The 18,929-nt window shown below is 72.2% G+C and carries 18 protein-coding genes; 7 read left to right on the top strand and 11 right to left on the bottom strand.

The features are described 5' to 3' along the window. Positions 1 to 14: 14 nt before the first annotated feature. Positions 15 to 1,412, bottom strand: coding sequence for an NAD(P)/FAD-dependent oxidoreductase (locus tag ACQPWZ_RS16520; RefSeq protein ID WP_433571724.1), 1,398 nt, complete (start codon positions 1,410 to 1,412; stop codon positions 15 to 17). Between the two features lie 124 nt (positions 1,413 to 1,536). On the opposite strand from ACQPWZ_RS16520, the gene ACQPWZ_RS16515 reads away from it, so the two are divergent. Further along, the gene (locus ACQPWZ_RS16515) at positions 1,537 to 2,451 is read left to right on the top strand and encodes an aminoglycoside phosphotransferase family protein (protein ID WP_433571723.1); all 915 of its coding nucleotides are present in this window, start codon (positions 1,537 to 1,539) and stop codon (positions 2,449 to 2,451) included. 146 nt (positions 2,452 to 2,597) lie between these two features. Beyond that, positions 2,598 to 3,068 (top strand): GNAT family N-acetyltransferase, encoded by a 471-nt coding sequence (locus tag ACQPWZ_RS16510; protein ID WP_356703966.1) that lies wholly within the window; start codon positions 2,598 to 2,600, stop codon positions 3,066 to 3,068. A gap of 15 nt (positions 3,069 to 3,083) precedes the next feature. Here ACQPWZ_RS16510 and ACQPWZ_RS16505 read toward each other — a convergent pair whose 3' ends face one another. The 5 genes from ACQPWZ_RS16505 to ACQPWZ_RS16485 all read right to left on the bottom strand — a co-directional run bounded on the left by ACQPWZ_RS16505 (position 3,084) and on the right by ACQPWZ_RS16485 (position 8,119). Then, on the bottom strand, positions 3,084 to 4,139 hold the full coding sequence (locus tag ACQPWZ_RS16505) for a zinc-binding dehydrogenase (RefSeq protein WP_433571722.1): 1,056 nt from the start codon (positions 4,137 to 4,139) through the stop codon (positions 3,084 to 3,086). A gap of 93 nt (positions 4,140 to 4,232) precedes the next feature. After that, the gene (locus ACQPWZ_RS16500; protein WP_433571721.1) at positions 4,233 to 5,423 is read right to left on the bottom strand and encodes an FAD-dependent oxidoreductase; all 1,191 of its coding nucleotides are present in this window, start codon (positions 5,421 to 5,423) and stop codon (positions 4,233 to 4,235) included. 103 nt (positions 5,424 to 5,526) lie between these two features. Beyond that, positions 5,527 to 6,024 carry a hypothetical protein gene (locus ACQPWZ_RS16495; protein ID WP_433571720.1) on the bottom strand — a complete coding sequence of 166 codons (498 nt, stop codon included), beginning with the start codon at positions 6,022 to 6,024 and terminating at the stop codon, positions 5,527 to 5,529. An 85-nt stretch (positions 6,025 to 6,109) separates the two neighbouring features. Continuing rightward, positions 6,110 to 6,733, bottom strand: a complete 624-nt coding sequence (locus tag ACQPWZ_RS16490) for a response regulator transcription factor (RefSeq protein WP_313945598.1) — start codon at positions 6,731 to 6,733, stop codon at positions 6,110 to 6,112. Positions 6,734 to 6,916: 183 nt separating this feature from the next. Then, positions 6,917 to 8,119, bottom strand: a complete 1,203-nt coding sequence (locus tag ACQPWZ_RS16485) for a sensor histidine kinase (protein ID WP_405570751.1) — start codon at positions 8,117 to 8,119, stop codon at positions 6,917 to 6,919. A 234-nt stretch (positions 8,120 to 8,353) separates the two neighbouring features. On the opposite strand from ACQPWZ_RS16485, the gene ACQPWZ_RS16480 reads away from it, so the two are divergent. Next, positions 8,354 to 8,911: a GlcG/HbpS family heme-binding protein gene (locus tag ACQPWZ_RS16480; RefSeq protein ID WP_340473830.1), complete on the top strand. Its 558-nt coding sequence runs from the start codon at positions 8,354 to 8,356 to the stop codon at positions 8,909 to 8,911. A 97-nt stretch (positions 8,912 to 9,008) separates the two neighbouring features. Beyond that, a complete protein-coding gene (locus tag ACQPWZ_RS16475) occupies positions 9,009 to 10,409 on the top strand; it encodes a M1 family metallopeptidase (protein ID WP_433571719.1) in 1,401 nt (466 codons plus the stop codon). A 169-nt stretch (positions 10,410 to 10,578) separates the two neighbouring features. Here ACQPWZ_RS16475 and ACQPWZ_RS16470 read toward each other — a convergent pair whose 3' ends face one another. Beyond that, positions 10,579 to 11,154, bottom strand: a complete 576-nt coding sequence (locus ACQPWZ_RS16470; protein WP_266547139.1) for a TerD family protein — start codon at positions 11,152 to 11,154, stop codon at positions 10,579 to 10,581. A 255-nt stretch (positions 11,155 to 11,409) separates the two neighbouring features. Between ACQPWZ_RS16470 and arfB the strand changes: the two genes are divergently transcribed. Continuing rightward, on the top strand, positions 11,410 to 11,835 hold the full coding sequence (gene arfB, locus ACQPWZ_RS16465) for an alternative ribosome rescue aminoacyl-tRNA hydrolase ArfB (protein ID WP_313945602.1): 426 nt from the start codon (positions 11,410 to 11,412) through the stop codon (positions 11,833 to 11,835). Positions 11,836 to 12,107: 272 nt separating this feature from the next. On the opposite strand, the gene ACQPWZ_RS16460 is transcribed toward arfB, so the two are convergent. Beyond that, the gene (locus ACQPWZ_RS16460) at positions 12,108 to 12,662 is read right to left on the bottom strand and encodes a flavin reductase family protein (protein ID WP_433571718.1); all 555 of its coding nucleotides are present in this window, start codon (positions 12,660 to 12,662) and stop codon (positions 12,108 to 12,110) included. 292 nt (positions 12,663 to 12,954) lie between these two features. Here ACQPWZ_RS16460 and cdgB point away from each other — a divergent pair, with 292 nt between their 5' ends. Both cdgB and ACQPWZ_RS16450 read left to right on the top strand, forming a co-directional pair. Next, entirely contained in the window at positions 12,955 to 14,595 is a 1,641-nt protein-coding gene (gene cdgB, locus ACQPWZ_RS16455) for a diguanylate cyclase CdgB (RefSeq protein ID WP_340473824.1), read from the top strand. A gap of 134 nt (positions 14,596 to 14,729) precedes the next feature. Continuing rightward, positions 14,730 to 15,701 (top strand): CBM35 domain-containing protein, encoded by a 972-nt coding sequence (locus tag ACQPWZ_RS16450; protein ID WP_340473823.1) that lies wholly within the window; start codon positions 14,730 to 14,732, stop codon positions 15,699 to 15,701. Positions 15,702 to 15,770: 69 nt separating this feature from the next. Here the strand turns inward: ACQPWZ_RS16450 and ACQPWZ_RS16445 are convergent, their stop codons facing one another. From ACQPWZ_RS16445 to nagA, 3 genes are all read right to left on the bottom strand, one after another. Continuing rightward, the gene (locus ACQPWZ_RS16445; protein ID WP_433571717.1) at positions 15,771 to 16,616 is read right to left on the bottom strand and encodes a class II fructose-bisphosphate aldolase; all 846 of its coding nucleotides are present in this window, start codon (positions 16,614 to 16,616) and stop codon (positions 15,771 to 15,773) included. A gap of 60 nt (positions 16,617 to 16,676) precedes the next feature. Beyond that, positions 16,677 to 17,603, bottom strand: coding sequence for a 1-phosphofructokinase family hexose kinase (locus ACQPWZ_RS16440; RefSeq protein ID WP_433571716.1), 927 nt, complete (start codon positions 17,601 to 17,603; stop codon positions 16,677 to 16,679). Between the two features lie 121 nt (positions 17,604 to 17,724). Next, on the bottom strand, positions 17,725 to 18,882 hold the full coding sequence (gene nagA, locus ACQPWZ_RS16435) for an N-acetylglucosamine-6-phosphate deacetylase (protein ID WP_433573831.1): 1,158 nt from the start codon (positions 18,880 to 18,882) through the stop codon (positions 17,725 to 17,727). Positions 18,883 to 18,929: the final 47 nt, after the last annotated feature.

Genomic DNA, 18,929 nt, shown 5'->3' with positions numbered 1-18,929 from the left:
CGCCCGTCCCTGTTCTAGCCGCGCCCCGAGATCCTGTCCGCCAGCGTCGCCACCCGGTCCGTCGCCGTCGTGCGGCCCCTCGATTCACGGCGGTCCGCGCCGCGGTAGGCCGCGTACATCGACTGGACTCCGAGCCAGCGCAGGGGCTCGGGTTCCCACTTGCGGACCTTGTGGTTGACCCAGGGCAGCGTCGTGAGGTCCGTGGGGCCGGACTGGCCCGAGTCCTGTTGGATCAGGTCGCGCAGGGTGCGCGCCGCGAGGTTCGTGGTGGCGACGCCCGAGCCGACGTAGCCGCCCGCCCAGCCGAGGCCGGTGGAGCGGTCGAGGGTGACGGTGGCGCACCAGTCGCGGGGGACGCCGAGGACGCCCGACCAGGCGTGGTCGATGCGGACGCCCGCCGTGGTGGGGAAGAAGCGGACGAGGATGTCGCGCAGGGCCTGGATCGTCGCGGGCTGGGTGCGGCCGTCGTTGTCGGTGCGGGAGCCGTAGCGGTAGGGGACGCCGCGGCCGCCGATGGCGATGCGGTTGTCGGCGGTGCGCTGGGCGTACATGTAGGCGTGGGCCATGTCGCCGAGGGCTTCGCGGCCGTCCCAGCCGATGGTGTCCCAGACGGACTGGGGGAGCGGCTCCGTGGCGATCATGGAGGAGTTCATCGGGAGCCAGGCGCGGCGTTGGCCCTTGAGTCCCGCGGTGAAGCCTTCGGTGCAGCGCAGGATGTAGGGGGCGCGGACGGTGCCGTAGGGCGTGACGGCGTGTTTGGGCCTGATCTCGGTGACGGGCGTGGACTCGTGGATCGTGACGCCGAGCGCCGCGACGGTGTCGGCGAGGCCCGTGACGAGTTTGACGGGGTGGAGCCGGGCGCCGTGGGGTGTCCAGCTGGAGGCGACGGCTCCGGCGACGCGGACGCGGTCGGCGGTCTCGCGGGCGCCGAGGAGGGCGCGGTCCTTCTCGCCGAAGGCGATCTCGACGGCGTGGAACGTCTTGAGGCGTTCGAGCTGGGCGGGGGTGTAGGCGACTTCGAGGACGCCGCCCTGGTGGATGTCGGCGTCGATGTTCTCTTCGGCGGCGGTGCGGACGACTTCGTCGACGGTGTCGTTCATGGCCTGCTGGAGGCGTACGGCGGCGTCGTGGCCGTGGAGGCGGGCGTAGCGGCCGCGGCCGGCGATGCCGTTGTAGAGCCATCCGCCGTTGCGTCCTGAGGCGCCGTAGCCGCAGAACTTGGCTTCGAGGACGGTGATGTTGAGGAAGGGGACGGCTTTCTTGAGGTAGTAGGCCGTCCACAGGCCGGTGTAGCCGCCGCCGACGATGCAGATGTCGGCGGTGGTGTCGCCGGGCAGGGGCTCCCGCGGTGCGGGGAGACCTTCCTGCGCGTACCAGAACGAGATGCCGCCGTTGACGGTGCTGGTGCTCATGTTGTCCCTGCTCCGGCGAGTGTGCCTGTGTTGTGCGGGGAGGCTACCGGCCGGCCGGCGAGGGGGAGACCTGGGGCCGGGGAAATTGCCGGTGGGGGTGGGTGGGGGTCCGTAGGATCCCGGCATGATCGAGGTTCCGGAGGAGCTCGCGGCGAAGCAGTTCATGTACGGCGGCGAGGCGGGGCGGGCGTTCATCGCGGTCCTGCCGGAGCGGGCGGCGGAGTTCCTGGCGCGGTGGGAGCTGACGCGGTCGGGTCCGGCGATGCACGGCTGGTGCGCGCTGGTGCTTCCGGTGGTGCGGCGGGACGGTTCGCAGGCCGTGCTGAAGCTTCAGGCGCTCGACGAGGAGAGTGTGGGGGAGCCGGTCGCGTTGCGGGTGTGGGACGGGGCCGGTGCGGTGCGGCTGCTGGAGCATGATCCGGGGACGGGCACGATGCTGCTGGAGCGGCTCGGGGGTGCGGCGCGGGCGGGGGATGCGGCCGGTTCGTGGGTGCATCTGTCGGCGGTGGAGGATGCGCGGGAGGCGGTGCGCGTTCTGGCGGAGCTGCTGGTGCGGCTGACGTCGGTGGTGGCGCCGCCGGGGTTGCGGCGGCTCGGGGACATCGCGGAGCGGATGCTGGCGGATGTGCCGGAGGCGCTGGGGATGCTGGGGGACGAGGGGGAGCGCCGGCTGCTGGCGGACTGTGCGGCGGCGGTGCGGGAGGTGGTGGGTGAGCCGGGGGACCGGCTGCTGCACTGGGACCTGCACTACGACAACATCATGGCGGGCGTGCGGGAGCCGTGGCTGGCCATTGACCCGAAGCCGCTCGCGGGGGACCCGGGGTTCGATCTGATGCCGGCGCTCGACAACCGTTTCGATCCGGCGGAGACGCTGTGGCGTTTCGATCTGCTGACGGAGACGCTGGGTCTGGACCGGGAGCGGGCGAAGGCGTGGACGCTGGGGCGGGTGTTGCAGAACAGCCTGTGGGATCTGGAGGACGGGGAGGGAGGGCTCCAGGAGTCGCAGACGTCCATCGCGCGGGCGCTGCTGGCGCGTTGAGGGCCGGCCGCCGGGGCGGTGCGGGCCGCAGGGGTGCGGGTTTCCGTGGTGCTGGTGGCCGGGTCGTTGCGGCGCTCGTGGTGGGGGCGGGTGGCCGCGCCGGAATCGGCTGGCGTGGTGCGTGGTCGGGCGTGCACGCTGATCACATGATTCGTGAAGCCACACCTGCTGATGTGCCCGAGATCCTTGCCATGATCCGTGAGCTGGCGGAGTACGAGAAGGCTCCGCAGGAGGCGCGGGCGACGCCGGAGCAGGTGCATGCGGCGCTGTTCGGCGAGCGCCCGGGGGCGTATGCGCACATCGCGGAGACGGATGACGGCGAGGTGGTGGGGTTCGCGCTGTGGTTCCTCAACTTCTCGACGTGGACCGGGGTGCAGGGGCTGTACCTGGAGGATCTGTTCGTCCGTCCGGACCGGCGCGGTGGCGGGTACGGGAAGGCGTTGCTGTCGGAGCTGGCGCGGATCTGTGGGGAGCGGGGTTATGAGCGCTTGGAGTGGTCGGTGCTGGACTGGAACGCCCCGTCGATCAGCTTCTACGAGGCTCTCGGTGCGAGGCCGCAGGACGAGTGGACGGTGTACCGGCTGACCGGCGAGGCGCTCAAGTCGCTGGGTTCATAGGGCAGTTGTCGCGGTCTACGGCGTGGCGTCCGGGGTGTGCCGCGGGCGTGGTTCGAGGACGACCTTGCCGATGGTGCCGCGGGTCTCGAGCGCGCGGTGGGCCTCGGCCGCCCGGTCGAGCGGGAAGCGGTGCACGGCGGGCCTCAGTCGTCCTGCGGCGGCTTCGGCCAGTGAGCGGGTTTCGAGGGTGCGGATGTCGCCGCCGGCCTTCTCCAGCATGACGGGGCCGAGGACGCCTTCGGAGGTGATGCCGCGTTCGGCGAGTTCCTCGTCGGTGAAGGTCAGCGGGCCGCTGTCGGAGATGCCCTGGCTGGACCAGCCGAAGACGATGTGGCGACCGCCCTTGCCGAGGAGGTCGACGGCGGCGCGGGCGGCGTCGCCGCCGACGGAGTCGTAGACGAGGGTGGCGCGGCGGTCGCCGAGGTGTTCGCGGACGAGGGCGGGCCAGTCGGGCCGGGTGTAGTCGACGGCGAGGTCGGCGCCGTTGCCGGTGACGCGGGAGACCTTGGCGGGGCCGCCGGCGAGGCCGATGACATGGGCGCCGGCGTTCTTGGCGTACTGCACGAGCAGGGTGCCGATGCCGCCGGCGGCGGCGGGGACGATGACGATGTCGTCGGGGCCGAGGTCGGTGAACTGGAGGATGCCGAGAGCGGTGCGTCCGGTTCCGATCATGGCGACGGCTTCGGCGGGGTCGAGCGTGTCGGGGATCTCGTGGAGCCGGGCGGTGTCGGTGACGGTGAGTTCGGCGTAGCCGCCCACGGAGCCTCGTCCGGGAGGTGCCCCTTGGGCCAGGCCGAGGTGGGCGACGACGCGTCTGCCGAGCCAGCTCGGGTCGGTGCCCTCGCCGAGTGCGTCGACGACGCCGGCGACCTCGCGGCCCGGGATGGCGGGGAGTTCCGCGGCGGCGGGGTGGGGGCCGAGGGAGCCTTGGCGCAGGGCTGCGTCGAGGAGGTGTACGCCGGCCGCGGCGACGGCGATGCGGACCTGGCCGGGGCCGGGTACGGGGTCCTCGGTCTCTTCGTAGCGGAGGTTCTCGGGCGGTCCGAAGGTGTGGAGGCGGATGGCGTGCATGGCGGGCTCCCCTGTGTCGCGTGCCGGGTCGGGTCGCGTGCGGATCCGGGCCGCGCGGGCCCGGATCCGTTCGTGGTCCCCAACCCTCCGACCTCAAGTCCGCTTGAGGTCAAGCGGCTCGGTGGTGCGCTCGGTGGTGCGCTTGGTGGCGAGGAGCGCGAGGGACGCGGCTTCGAGCCCGCTGTTGAACGACACCTCGGAGAGCAGTCCGGGTGCGGCGACCTGGTCGCCCGCCAGATAGATGCCGTTGCCGCGGTCGATTCCCGGGCGGTCTCGCCAGGTGGTGCCGGGCAGGTCGACGGCGCCGGTACGGCCGGCTGCGAGCGCTTCGCGCCGCCACTGGGTCCGCTCGCGCCAGCCGGGGAAGCCGAGGTCGAGGAGGGTTTCGGCGTGGGTGATGCCGTCGGCCTTGGACCGGTCGGGCGCGATGGGCAACTGGCCCTGGATGAGCGACTGCCCGGCGGGGGCGAGGGAGCGGTCCGAGGCGGTGAAGCGTTCCAGCCAGCCGGGGGCGTCGAGGTCGGAGACGACGAAGGGGTCGCCTCTGCGGGGCCGCAGCGCGAGGTCGATCAGGACGGTGCGGCCGCTCTGGCCCTCCAGGGTGCTGTCGCCGAGGAGGCGGCGGGCCGCGTCGAGCGAGGTCGCGACGATCACCGGGCCCCTGCGTTCGGGGAGGGCGTCGACGCGGGAGGTGGTCTCGATGCGTACGCCGAGATCCCAGGCGCGGGCGGCCATGCGCTCGATGAGCCGGCCCCAGCCCCCGCGCGGGTAGTGGGCTTCGGGCGGCAGGGAGGTGGACCGCCGCAGCCGCTCCTGGACGAAGGCGGCGGAGAGCGATCCGGGGTCGTGGTGGAAGAGGGCGACGCCCATCCAGTGGGCTGCGGCGCGGGCGCCCTCCTCGCCGACCCGGCTGCCGGCCCAGGTGAGGAAGTCGCTGTCCACCGGGGCTTGTTCGGGCCTGGTCAGGGCCAGTCGCAGGAGGGCGAGGGGCGGGGTTCTGCGCAGGACGCCGCCGCGGCGGAAGCGGAGCCGGGCACCTTCGCGCAGCGTCGGGGCGGCCACCGGCTCGAGGAGGCCGCGCTGCTGGAGCCAGGTCCAGTGGGGGCCGCGGCGGTAGAGGGCGTGAGGTCCGTCGTTGGTCCGGTACGGGCCTTCGGCGGTGCGGGCGCGGCCGCCGAGGGTGTGGTGGGCCTCGTACAGGGTCACTCGGGCGCCGGACTCGGCGGCGGCGACGGCCGCGGTGAGCCCGGCGAAGCCGCCGCCGATGACGGTGATCTCGTGCATGGCTGTCCTTCCCGTGGGTGTTCTCGGGAAGGGGACGGTTCGGGGAGGCCGATGTGTGACATCGGGGGCGGGGCCCGGCGCGGGACCCGGGTTGCGGGGAGGGTCAGGTGCGCGGGAAGCGGGCCTGGAGGTCCCAGATCACGGGGTTGTCCGCGAGGCCTTCGTGCAGGTCGGCGAGGTCGGCGATCAGGTCGTGGAGGAAGTCGCGGGATTCGCGGCGCAGCTCGTTGTGGCCGAAGGTGAGGGGCGGCTCGTCACGGGGCATCCAGTCGGCCTCGACGTCGACCCAGCCGAAGCGCCGCCGGAAGAGCATGCGGTCGGCGGATTCGGTGAAGTCCAGTTCGGCGTGCTGGGGTTTGGCGGCGCGGCTGCCGAGCGGGTCGCGGTCGATGCGCTCGACGATGTCGCACAGGGCCCAGGCGAAGTCGAGTACGGGCACCCATCCCCAGGCTGTGGACAGCTCGCGGTCCTCTTTGGTGTCGGCGAGGTAGACGTCGCCGCTGAAGAGGTCGTGGCGCAGGGCCTGGACGTCCGCGCGGCGGTAGTCGGTCTGCGGGGGGTCCGGGAAGCGCCGGGAGAGGGAGTAGCCGATGTCGAGCACGGCTCGATGGTGTCACGGTGGCGGGGTACCCGGTTCCGGGCGGTCCTGGTGGGCGGTCGCCGTGGGGCCGCGGCACGTGTGACGGCTACGGCAGCAGGCGCTGTTCCTTGGCCACCGCGACCGCTCCGGCCCGGGTGTCCACGTCGAGCTTGGCGTAGATGCGGCCCAGGTGGGTCTTCACGGTCGCTTCGCTGATGAACAGCGCGCGGGCGATGTCGCGGTTGGCGAGGCCCCGTGCCAGCTGGCCGAGGATGTCCCGCTCGCGGTCGGTCAGCGTGGGGCGGCCGGTGCCGCGCATCCGGTCCATGACGCGGCCGGCGACCGGGGCGGAGAGGGCGGTGCGGCCCTGGGCGGCGGCATGGATCGCCGAGAAGAGTTCTTCGGGCCGCTCGGCCTTGAGGAGGTAGCCCGTCGCGCCGGCCTCGATGGCCCGGGTGATGTCGGCGTCGGTGTCGTACGTGGTGAGGACCAGGACGTGGACACCGGGTGCGGCGATCCGCCGGGTGGCCTCCACGCCGTCGATGCCGGGGCCCAGCTGGAGGTCCATGAGAACGACGTCGGGCCGGAGCTTCGCGGCGGCGGCGACGGCTTCCTCGCCGCTGCCCGCCTCGCCGACGACCTCGATGTCGGGTTCGCTGGCGAGGAGAGCGAGCAGCCCGGCGCGTACGACGGCGTGGTCGTCGCAGAGAAGGATCCGTACGGCGGTCATGGGCGCTTCCCCTCCAGGCGGGCGGCGGTCATGCGTGCTCCCGGGGTGGGTGTGCGGGGGGCACGCGTGCTCCCCGGGTGGGCGAGCCGAGGGTCATGGGCGCCTCCCCTGCGAAGCGGGCGGTGTTCGTGGGCGCTCGCCGTCCGGCCGTACCGCAGCGCTCCCCTTCGGGACGTACCGCGGTCATCGGCCCTCCAGCGGGATCGACGCGGACACCACCGTGCCCTCGCCCGGCGCCGACTCGATCGTCAGGGTGCCGCCCAGCTGCCGCACCCGGGCGCGCATCGCCGCCAGGCCGTGCCCGCGTCCCCCGGACGGCGCGTCCGTCGGCGGGGCGAAGCCGTGGCCGTCGTCCGCGATGTCGAGCACCACCTGGTCGTCCAGGTGGCTGAGGGTGAGCGTCGCCGTGGAGGCGCCCGCGTGCTCGGTCACGTTCGCCAGGGCGCCCTGGGCGATCCGCAGCAGCGCCGACTGCACCCGGTCGGGCAGCGGTACCGGGGTTCCGTCGAGATGGAGGCGGACCCGCAGCGTGTCGGTGGACTCGCGCAGGGCCAGGGTGCGCAGCGCCTCGGCGAGTCCGCCGCCCTCGGCCAGGTCGGCGGGTGCGAGGTCGTGCACGAAGCGCCGGGCTTCGGCGAGGCTGCGTTCGGCGATCGACTCGGCGGTACGGACGTGGCCGCGGGCGGTCGCCGGATCGCTGTCCCAGGTGCGTTCCGCGGCCTGGAGGAGCATCTGCTGGCTCGACAGGCTCTGGGCGAGGGTGTCGTGGATCTCCATGGACAGCCGCTCGCGTTCGGCGAGCGTGCCCTCGCGGCGTTCGGTGGCGGCCAGGCGTTCGGCCTGGCGGCGCATGTGGAGGAAGACGGCGGTGGCGAGGACGGTGACGGCCGGCGGTACGAGGAAGAGGTTCGGGTCGACGCCGTCGGAGATCCGCCACTCGGCGATCATCACCAGCGCGCACAGCACGCCGACGAGCGCGACGGCCGCACGGGTGGGCAGGGTCCGCAGGACGGTGTAGATCAGGGGGACGGCGCACCAGGCGAAGCTGGGGGCGAGCAGCACGATGACGACCCAGCAGCTGACGATCGCGCCGAGCAGGACGAGCGCGGGCCGCCCCGGCCGTCCGATGAGCCGGTGGCCGGCGAGCTGGAGTACGGCGAGGGTGATGCCGAGTCCGACGACCCACGGCAGCCGCGGGCTGTCGGGGTGCTTGAGGAGATAGCGCAGCAGCGATCCGGCGAGGAGGGCGAGGAAGGCGGTGTTCATCACCGTCGCCAGCCATCGGTCGTCCGCGTCCCGGCCGCGGGCGTCCCCGGCGCCGGAGGCCCGGCTGCCGGCGGGCCCGCTGTCGGGGTCCCGTCCGGCGGCGGGCGGTGCGTGCGACATCGTCTTGTCTCCCGGGGATCTCCTGGTGGGCCGGCTCGTCCTTCTTCGCATCGTGACCCGGCGGGACCGTCCCCGCATCGACCGATCGGCTGACCCGGACGTCATCCATCATGCCTGCGTTCACCAGCCGGTACGCCGACCGTCGGCCCCCGGATCCGGCCCGAGGATCGATGGCAGGGGGGGAGGCCTTCGCTTCCCCGCCCCTTTCCGTACTCACCCCAGGAGCCGACGATCATGAAGAAGATGTCTCTGCGTGCCCGTGTCCTGACCGGTGCTGTCGCTGCCGCCGCGCTCGGCGCGGGAACGTTCGGCGCGGTGACGGCGAACGCCTCCGCGCCGGCCGCCGAGTCGCTCGCCGCGGTGAGCGCCGACCCGGCGAACCGCAACCTCCAGCAGTCCACGCATCTGACCGTCGACGCGGCGGCCAAGGCCGCGCAGGCCGCGCTGGACGCCGCCGAGAAGGCCGGACAGCGCGTCACGGTCGCGGTCGTCGACCGCAACGGCAACACCCTGGTCACCCTGCGCGGTGACGGCGCCGGTCCGCAGTCGTACGAGTCGGCGGAGAAGAAGGCGTTCACCGCGGTCTCCTGGAACGCTCCGACCTCCGAGCTCGCCAAGCGCCTGGCGCAGGCTCCGAACCTGAAGGACATTCCCGGCACGCTGTTCCTCGCGGGCGGCGTCCCGGTGCAGGCCAAGGGTGCTCCGATCGCGGGTGTCGGCGTGGCCGGTGCGCCGAGCGGCGACCTGGACGAGCAGTTCGCCGCGGCGGGCGTGGCGGCGCTCGGCCGCTGACGGGTACGTCAACTTCCGCCAGCGGCAATGGAGTTGACGCAGGACATACCGTGCGGACCCTGGTGGTCGGTACATGTCCCGTGTCTAGGATCGGGACATGTACCGAAGACGCCTCTTTCCGGTCGCGATGTCCGTCGCAGCGACGCTGCTGCTCACGGGCTGTCCGAGTCTGCACGGCGGACATCCGCAGGTGCACGGAAAGCCGGGCGCGGCCGGGGTGGGTGATCCGCTGTTCGCGAAGCTGGGCAACGGCGGTTACGACGTGAGTCATTACGGTCTGGCGCTCGACTACGACCCGGTGACGGGCCATCTGTCGGGCACCGCCGAAATCATCGCGAAAGCGACGCAGGACCTCAGCGCCTTCAACCTCGATCTGCACGGGCTCACCGTCGACAGCGTCGCCCTCGGGGCCCGTAAGGCCGCGGTCGACCAGGCGGGGGACGAGGTGACAGTGCACCTCGACGAGGCGGTGGCGAAGGGGGACGGCCTGCGGGCGCTCGTCCGCTACTCCGGCACCCCCCGGACCGTCGTCGACGTCGACGGCGCCGAGGAGGGCTGGCTGCGGAGCGCGGACGGCGCGCTGGCGGTCGGTCAGCCGGCGGGCTCGATGGCGTGGTTCCCCGGCAACCACCACCCGAGCGACAAGGCCACGTACGACATCAAGGTCACGGTGCCGAAGGGGCTCCAGGCCATCTCCAACGGAGTGCTGCACGACCAGTACTCCACGGGTGACAGGACCACCTTCTTCTGGCAGTCGACGGACGTGATGCCGTCGTACGCGGCGACGGTCGCGATCGGCCGCTACGAACTGAAGCCGTCCGCGGTGCCACGCACCGGACAGCCGGTCGTCACGGCCGTCGACCCGGCGGTGGCCGAGCGGACCGAGGAACTGCTCACCCAGGTCCCCACGATGATGAGCTGGTCGGCGAAGAAGTTCGGCCGGTATCCCTTCGGGGCCTTCGGTGTGATCGTCGTTCCCGACGGCGAGGTGGACTACGCCCTGGAGACGCAGACCCGGCCCGTCTTCCCGGTCGGTGAGTTCAAGGAGGAGACCCTCGTCCACGAGATCGCCCACCAGTGGTACGGCAACTCCGTGACGCCGAAGACGTGGAAGGACATGTGGCTCAACGAGGGCTTCGCGACCTACGCGGAGTGGCTCTGGGACGAGGACCACAACGACATACCGGCGCAGGAGAGCTTCGAGGAGGCCTTCGCCGACGACGCCAACTGGAGGTTCCCCGCCGCCGATCCGCCGAGCGCGGCGGACATCTCCGAGGACCCGGTGTACTGGCGGGGCGCGATGGTCCTGCACAAGGTCCGCGAGGCGGTGGGCGACCCGATGTTCTTCAGGATCCTGCCGCTGTGGGCCCAGACGCGGATGTACGGCAACGCGTCGACCGCCGACTTCACGTCGTACGTGGAGAAGATGTCGGGCAAGGACCTGGACGCGGTGTGGGACACCTGGCTGTACGGCGAGGAGAAGCCGGACGCTCCGTGACGGCGGGCCGCGTGAGTTGAGCGATGGACGTCCGGGCTCTGAACCGTGCTCCGGGCTCCGAACTCCGGGCTCCGAACTCCGGGCTCCGAACGACGGAAGCCCGCGGCCGGTGCGGCCGCGGGCTTCCCCGCCGAGGCGGACGTCGGACGTAGGACGTCGACGGTGAGGATCAGAGGTTGACGCCGAAGTCGCGGGCGATGCCCTCCAGGCCCGAGGCGTACCCCTGGCCGACCGCGCGGAACTTCCACTCCGCGCCGTTGCGGTACAGCTCGCCGAAGACCATCGCGGTCTCGGTGGCCGCGTCCTCGCTCAGGTCGTAGCGCGCGAGCTCGGCGCCGCCGGCCTGGTTGACGATACGGATGTAGGCGTTGCGCACCTGGCCGAAGTTCTGGCTGCGGGTGACGGCGTCGTAGATGGAGACCGGGAAGACGATCTTGTCGACGTCGGCGGGCAGGCCCGCGAGGTTGACGTTGATCTGCTCGTCGTCGCCGCCGCCCTCGCCCGTGCGGTTGTCGCCGGTGTGGACGATGGTCTGGTCCGGCGTCGCCTTGTTGTTGAAGAAGACGAAGTGGGCGTCGGAGGCCACCTTGCCGCCGGGGTTGACGCCGATCGCCGAGGCGTCGAGGTCGAAGTCGGTGCCGGTGGTGGTGCGGACGTCCCAGCCGAGGCCGACCGTGACGGCGGTCAGGCCCGGTGCCTCCTTGGTGAGCGAGACGTTGCCGCCCTTGGACAGGCTTACTGCCATTGGGATGTCCCCTTCGTGTTCGAGTGTGCGGGCTTCGAGCCCTCCCGAAGCTACCGTCACCCGACATAACGCGGGCAGGGGACTGCGAGGTTCCATGCGAAGAGGTTCCGTACGGGATTCGTACGAAAGAGGTCCGCCGGGTTCCGCCACGTTCCGTCGGGTTCGCCGCCGGATCGCGCCGTGTTCCGCCGGATTCCGCCGGACGGCGTCGAAAACGGGGTGACGCGAGTGGCGCGGGCACGCGACCATGGACACATGTCCGGGCCCTACATCATCCGCGGTTCGGTCTCCCTGCCGGAGGCCGAGCTCATCTGGCGTTTCTCCCGGTCGTCCGGGCCCGGCGGCCAGCACGTCAACACCAGTGACTCGCAGGTCGAGCTGCGCTTCGACCTGGCGAACACGGACTCGCTGCCGCAGGTCTGGAAGGACCGCGCGCTGGAGCGGCTCGCGGGGCGGCTGGTCGGCGGTGTGATCGCGGTCCGCGCATCCGAGCACCGCTCGCAGTGGCGCAACCGTGAGACGGCGGCGGTCCGGCTGGCGGCACTGCTCGCCGAGGCGACGGCGCCGCCGCCGAAGCCGCGGCGTGCGACGAGGATTCCGCGGGGCATCAACGAACGGCGGCTGCGGGAGAAGAAGCAGCGGGCGGAGACGAAGCGGGGCCGTGCGGGGCGGGACTGGTAGTTCCGGGGTTCGGCCCCGGGCCCCGGGCCCCGTGGCCCGGCTGCCGGTTGCGCCGGGGTGCGCGCCTCGGTACCGCCCTGCGGGCGGTGTCCTCAAGCGCCGGACGGGCTTGGGGCGTGGCCTTGTCCTCAATCGCCGGGCACGGTGTGCGGGCCCGTCCTCCATCGCCGGACGGCTTCATGTGCGGCCGGTGCGCTCACCCCGATAGGTCGGCGTACACGCCGTGCCCTCACCCGCCCGACCGGCCGGCGTACGGACCGGGCACGCTCACGTTAATTCAACTGGCGGTACCTGCCCCGGAAATACGTCAGCGGGCCGCCGTCCCCGCTCGGCAGGTTCGCCTCCAGGACCCGGGCGATCACCAGTGTGTGGTCGCCCGCCACCACCCGCTGTTCCGTACGGCACTCCAGCGTCGCCAGCGCACCGCCGACCAGCAGTGCACCGCTCACCTCGCCCCGGATGTAGGGGATGTCCTCGAACAGCAGCCGGTCGCTGATCCGCCCCTTCATCGCGAAGCGGCCCGCGATGTGACGCTGGCTCTCGGACAGCACCGAGACCCCCCACATCGGCTGTTCCGCCAACAGATCGTCCATCCGGGAGCCGTCGCGCAGGCTCACCATCACCAGCGGGGGTTCCAGCGACACCGAGACGAACGCGGTCGCGGTCATGCCGACGTCCTCGCCGCGTGGGCCGTCGTCGGCGTCGTACGCGGTCACCAGCACCACACCCGCGGCCAGCCGGGACATGGCTGCGCGGAAATCCTCGTTCGTCACCCCCTCAGGATGGGGGATGACGGCGGGCGCGGAGGCAGGGGTCGTCGGAAGCACACCGGGAACGCTAACCTCGGCCGTCCCGGACCCGCATCGGGCCCGGGGACCAGGCAGGACCTAGGTCCAGCGGCCAGGATTTGCGTTCCGGGAAGGCCGGGAAAGTCCGAGCGCACATCCACCCGTCACCGCAACCCCTGGTCATTTGATGTGACTTGAGTCACAGAGTGCACTATTTGTTGACCCTGTGTACCGAGTGGACAGCTCGCTGTGATTCAGTGGCCGTGATACCGCAACGAGAAGGCCGATCAGAACCCTGGAGTTTGCTGTCGAGGTCTCGGGGAGAGCGAGCATGGAGACCGAGTCGGAGCCCTACGTCCGTCTTGCGACCCTGCGGCAGCTGCACAAGGTGGTCGCCGACCTCAACACGGCCCGAAGCCTGGCCGACACCCTGCAGACCGTCGCCGACGGGATCGTGGCGGGACTCGGTTACGAGCTGGCGTGTGTGAACCTCGTACGCCCCGACGGTGATCTCGTGGTCGCCGCGTTCGCCGGCAGCGCCGCCGCCGAGGCCCTGATCACCGGCCGGGTCGGCTCGCGCCCCTCGTGGGAGCGCCGGCTGTCCATGGGTGAGGCCTGGGGCGAGCTGCGGTTCATCCCGCACACCGAGGGCTGGGTGCTCATCGAGGACGACGTGCCGCAGTGGCACACCGAAGGTCCCGATCCCCGCTTCGAGGACGAGTGGCACCCCCAGGACCGGCTCTACGCGCCGATGTACGCGTCGGGCGGCGGCCGCGAACTCCTCGGAGTCATCTCGGTGGACCGGCCGCGCAACGGCCGCCGGCCGGGCCCGTGGGGCCAGGAAGCCCTCCAGATGTACGCGTCCCAGGCGGCGATTGCGATCAGCAACGCCCGGCTGCGAGCAAACATGCAGCGGGCGCTGGTCCGCCTCGAACGCGAGCAGCAGGCGCTGCGCGCGAGCGAGGAGTCGTTTCGCCAGGCGTTCGAATACGCGCCGAGCGGCATGGCGATCGCGGAGATGGGCGGCGACCAGCACGGCAGGCTGCTGCGCACCAACGACGCGCTGTGCCGGCTGCTGGGGCGGCCGGCGTCGGCGATGCGGCGTTACTCCTTCGCCGACCTGGTGCACCCCGAGGACGTCGGCACGCTGCTGCGGACCTCCGCCGAGGGCGGGCGGGCCGAGCTGCGGCTGGGGCGGCGGGACGGTTCGTACGTCTGGGTCTCGCTGCGGAACTCCGTGGTCGCCGACACCGCCGACGGGCCGCGCTTTCTGCTCACGCACGTCGAGGACATCGAGGACCGCAAGCGGCACGAGCTCCAGCTGGCGCACCGGGCCTCGCACGATGCGCTGACCGGGCTGCCCAACAGCGCCGAGCTGCGGGCCCGGCTCAGCTCGCGGCTGTGCGAGCGGCCGCACGGGGCGCGGGAGGCGGCGATCGAGGCGCTGGACGCGGCGTACGACGCCGACCCCGACACGATCTTCCACACCGAGGGCTTCGACTTCGGGCCGGTGGGCGTCCCGTACGACCACCATGTGCACACGATCGCGCCGGACAGTGAGATCGACGACGGTACGAAGGGGCTGGCGGTCCTCTTCTGCGACCTGGACGGATTCAAGTCGATCAACGACCGGTTCGGGCACCAGACCGGCGACGAGGTGCTGGTCGAGGTCGCGCGCCGGCTGACGACGGGTGTGCGCGAGGGGGACACCGTCGCGCGGCTCGGGGGTGACGAATTCGTCGTCCTCGCCGACGGCCTGGGGGCGGCGGACGCCGCTGACCTGGCTGTTCGCCTGCGGAACGCCATCATTCTGCCGATCCGGGTGGACGGCCGGGGTGTGCGGGTCGGGGCGAGCTTCGGCATCGGCTGGGCGAGCTGCGGGATGTCCGTGGACGAGGTCCTCCAGTCCGCCGACCAGCGGATGTACGTGGAGAAGCGGTCCCGGGCGAAGGTCCACCGCCGCGCGGGCTGAGGGCGAGCGGGCGCGTCGGCGGAGGATGAGCGGGCGGGCCGGATGAGGCCAAGGCCACCCATGTGGTTACTCCGAACCGGGTAGGCTCGCCCGCGTCGGCGTTGTGCTGACGAGATGGTGAGGAGTGACTAGGGATGACGGCCGCGAACAACGGCGCGAGCACGCCCGAGGACGACGATCCGTTCGGCTACCTCTACGAGGACGGCCGGGCAGCGGGCGCGACACCGCCTGGACAGGGCCGCGGTTACGGCTACCCGGGTCCGGCGGCGCAGCCCGGTGTCCCCAGAACCTCTTACAACCAGGTGCGGACGGTCGGCGAGCGCCAGTACGGCCAGCAGGTCCCGCAGCAGCAGACGTATGCGCAGCAGGGCCAGCCCACCGCGCAGTACGCGGCCCCGGAGACCTACCCCGGCGGCGCGCCCACCCGCCAGACCCCGCTCCCGGGCACCCCGAGCCATGGCGGCGGCCACGGCGGCGGCCGCAGCGGCGGCCCGAACACCAAGGGCCTGCTGATCGGCGCGATCGCGGTGGTGGCGGTCGTGGTGATCGGCATCGCGGCGGCGCTGATGACGGGCGGCGGCGAGGACGACAAGGCGGACGGCTCGGGCAAGCCGGGCGGCGACTCGACGGCGGCGGAGTCGGTGGAGCCGAGCGGTGAGGCGTCGGACGGCCCGGCGGACCCCCCGCTGCCGAAGCAGGACGCGGCGACGCTCCAGCTCGGTGCGCCCGCGGTGCTCGCGAAGGACATCAAGGGCGCGGAAGGCTCCGGCGGCGCTTATGTCACCGGGTTCAACGCGCCGGGTGCGTCGGTCACCTGGAAGGCGAGTGTCGGCGAGGAGAAGACGTACCGCCTGTATGTGCGTTACGCCATCCCCGCGCAGGACGCCAATGCCACTTTGACCGTGAACGGCAAGGCGAACACCAACCCGCTGGGCCTGAAGAACTTCGTCAAGTCCTCGGACCCGAACTGGGAGAAGAACTGGCAGACCACGTGGGCGCCGGTCAATCTCCAGAAGGGTGAGAACGAGATCAAGATCTCGTGCGAGGCGGGCAATCAGTGCAACGCCATCCTCGACTGGCTCCAGGTCAGCGACGGGCCGATCTAGGCTCCCGAAGGCGCTCCGCCCGGACAGCCCGGGCGGAGCCGAGTGATGGCCCCGGGCCCGGCCCGGCTGTCACAGCAGCCCCAAGAACCCCGCCACCGTCGCCGACATCGCCTCGCGTGCCGGCGCCAGATACTTCCTCGGGTCCACCGTCTTCGCGTCCCCGTCCAGGAACGCGCGCACCGCTCCCGTGAACGCCGTGTTCAGGGCCGTGCCGACGTTGATCTTGACCATGCCTGCTGCCACCGCCGCGCGGATCTCCTCGTCCGGGACGCCCGACGAGCCGTGCAGGACCAGGGGGACCGGGACCGCCTCGCGCAGGGCGGCGATCAGGGTGTGGTCGAGCGTCGCCGTGCGCTGTGTCATCGCGTGGCTGGAGCCGACCGCGACGGCCAGTGCGTCCACTCCCGTCGCCGTGACGTAGGCCGCCGCCTCCTCGGGGTCGGTCCGGACACCGGGGGCGTGGGCGTCGAGCGGGGCCTCGCCCTCCTTGCCGCCGACCTTGCCCAGTTCCGCCTCGATCCACAGGCCCCGTTCGTGGGCCCAGCGCACCGCGTCCTCCGTGGCCTCGATGTTCCGCCCGTGGGCGAGCCGTGAGGCGTCGTACATCACCGAGCTGAAGCCCTCGTCGGCCGCTGCCCGCAGCAGGGCCCCGGTGACGACATGGTCGAGGTGGAGCGAGAGCGGGGCGGAGGAGGCGCGGGCGACGGCCGCCGTGGCGGCGGCGATCGCGGAGAGGGTGCCGCCGTGGAACGTCACCGCGTTCTCGGAGATCTGGAGGATCGCGGGCGCTCCCGCCGCCTCCGCTCCGGCCGCGATCGCCTCCGCGTGCTCCAGCGTGATGACATTGAAGGCGGCGATTCCGCGGCCTTCGGCCGCCGCGGCCGAGACCAGGTCACCGGTGTTGACGAGGGGCATGGTGCGTCTCACTTCCCGGGCGCCTGGCCCGATTGTCCGGGCCGCTGCCCTGGTGGTGGCTCACGCCGCGGTCGCCTCTTCGGTCACGGTGACGCGCGGCAGCAGTTCCTCGTACGCGGCGGGGTCGAACTCGCCCGCCGCCGGGGCCAGTACGGTCGCCGCCGACAGGGCGACCGCGCGGGCCAGCCGGTCCGGCCAGGGCAGCCCTTCGACGAGTCCCGCGAGCAGGGCCGCGACCACCGAGTCCCCGGCGCCCGTCGGGTTGCCGTGCACGGGCGCCGGCGGAGCGGCCTGCCATATGCCGTCCGGGGTGGCCGCGAGCAGGCCCTCGGGGCCGAGGGAGGCGACGACGGCGTGGGCTCCGCGGCGGCGCGCGTCCCGGGCGGCCCGCAGCGGTTCGCGGGAGCCGGTGAGCCGGGCCAGTTCGTCGGCGTTCGGCTTGGCGAGGTCGGGGCGGGCGGCGATGCCGCGGCGCAGGGGTTCGCCGCTGGTGTCGAGGAGGGTGGGGACGCCCGCGGCGCGTGCTCTGCGGACGAGTTCGGCGTACGCGCCGACGTGGATGCCGGGCGGCAGACTGCCGCACAGGGCCACCGCGTCGGCGTCCCGCAGGAGGGTCTCGTACGCGGCGAGGAAGGCCGTCCACTCCGGGGGTGTGACGGTGGGGCCCGCCTCGTTCAGCTGGGTGGTGTCACCGGTCGCGGCGTCGACGACGGCGACCGTGCGGCGGGTGCTGCCTTCGATGGGCACGAGCGCGTCGCGCGGGGGCAGCGGGGCGAGCAGTTCGCGCAGGACGGTGCCGACGGATCCGCCGACGAAGCCGGTGACGACGCTCTCGTGGCCGAGCGCGGCGAGCACCCGGGCCACGTTGAGCCCCTTGCCGCCGGGGCGTTCGCCGACCCGGTCGACGCGGTGACTGGTGTGCGGGGTGAGGGCGTCGACCGTGTAGGTGATGTCGAGTGCGGTGTTGAGCGTGACCGTCAGGATCACCCGGTGACACCCCTTCGGAACGCGTGAGCCGTATCCGTACGGGTCCTGATCATGCCAAACACAGGGCGGTCGGCCCAGCCCCCCGGCCAACCGCCTTGCCATGTTCCGTGGCGAAATGCCGCTACTTGGGGTCAATCACCCATTCGCCCTTGCGCATCACGCCGACCAGCGTGAAGTCCTCGTCCAGCACCACGAGGTCCGCGTCCTTGCCGGGTTCCAGCGAGCCGATCGTGTCGTCCATGCCGAGCAGCTTCGCGGGGTTGGCCGAGATCGCCCGGACGATGTCCTCCACGGGCAGCCGGTCCACGATCGCCGCGCGCCGGAACGCCGTGTCCAGGGTGAGGGTGGAGCCGGCGATCGAGCCGCCGTCGACCAGGCGGGCCACACCGTCGGTGACGTCGACCGCGAGCGGGCCGAGCTGGTAGCGGCCGTCCCCGAAGCCTGCGGCGTCCATCGCGTCGGTGATGAAGGCGACGCGGTGCGCGCCGGCGCGGTGGAAGGCGAGTTCGAGGGCGGCGGGGTGCAGATGCGTGCCGTCGTTGATCAGCTCGACGGTGACCCGCTCGTCCTCCAGCAGCGCGGCGATCGGCCCGGGTGCGCGGTGGCCGAGCGGGGGCATCGCGTTGAACAGGTGGGTCGCCACCGTCGCGCCCGCCTCGATGGCCTCGACGGTCTGCTCGTAGGTCGCGTCGGTGTGTCCGATCGCGGCGATCACGCCGTGGTCGGCGAGCAGGCGTACGGAGTCGATGCCGCCGGGCAGTTCGGTGGCCAGCGTCACCATGCGGGCGGTGCCGCGTGCCGCGTCGACGAGCCTCCGCACATCGGCCGGGTCCGGGTCGCGCAGCAGTTTCTCGCTGTGTGCGCCCTTGCGGCACGGCGAGATGAACGGTCCTTCGAAGTGGATGCCCGCGAGGTCGCCCTGCTCGACGAGTTCGGACAGGAACCCGGCGCGGCGGGCGAGGAAGTCCATCTCGCCGGTGACGGTGGAGGCGACGAGCGTGGTGGTGCCGTGCTCGCGGTGGGTCTGCACGCCGCGCAGGACGTCCTCGGCGCTGCCGCTGGTGAAGGACGCTCCGCCCCCGCCGTGGTTGTGGATGTCGACGAAGCCGGGGACGACCCAGTGTCCGGACAGATCGCGGACGGGCGCGCTGTCGGGTGCCGCTGCCACGATCTTCGTGCCCTCGACGGAGATCCGCCCACCGTCGACGGTCCCGGTCGGCAGGACCACCCGGGCGCCGGTCAGAACGGTGCTGTCGGCGCGTACGGCGCTTGCGGCCATGAGTGCGGTTACCTCCGAGTCGGTGGCGAGCAGGTCCCAGGCGAGCA

Source organism: Streptomyces sp. CA-251247 (assembly GCF_050952975.1).
GTDB lineage: Bacteria > Actinomycetota > Actinomycetes > Streptomycetales > Streptomycetaceae > Streptomyces > Streptomyces achmelvichensis.
Note: the sequence above shows the minus strand (reverse complement) of the source record. Positions and strands in the feature narration are given on the sequence as shown.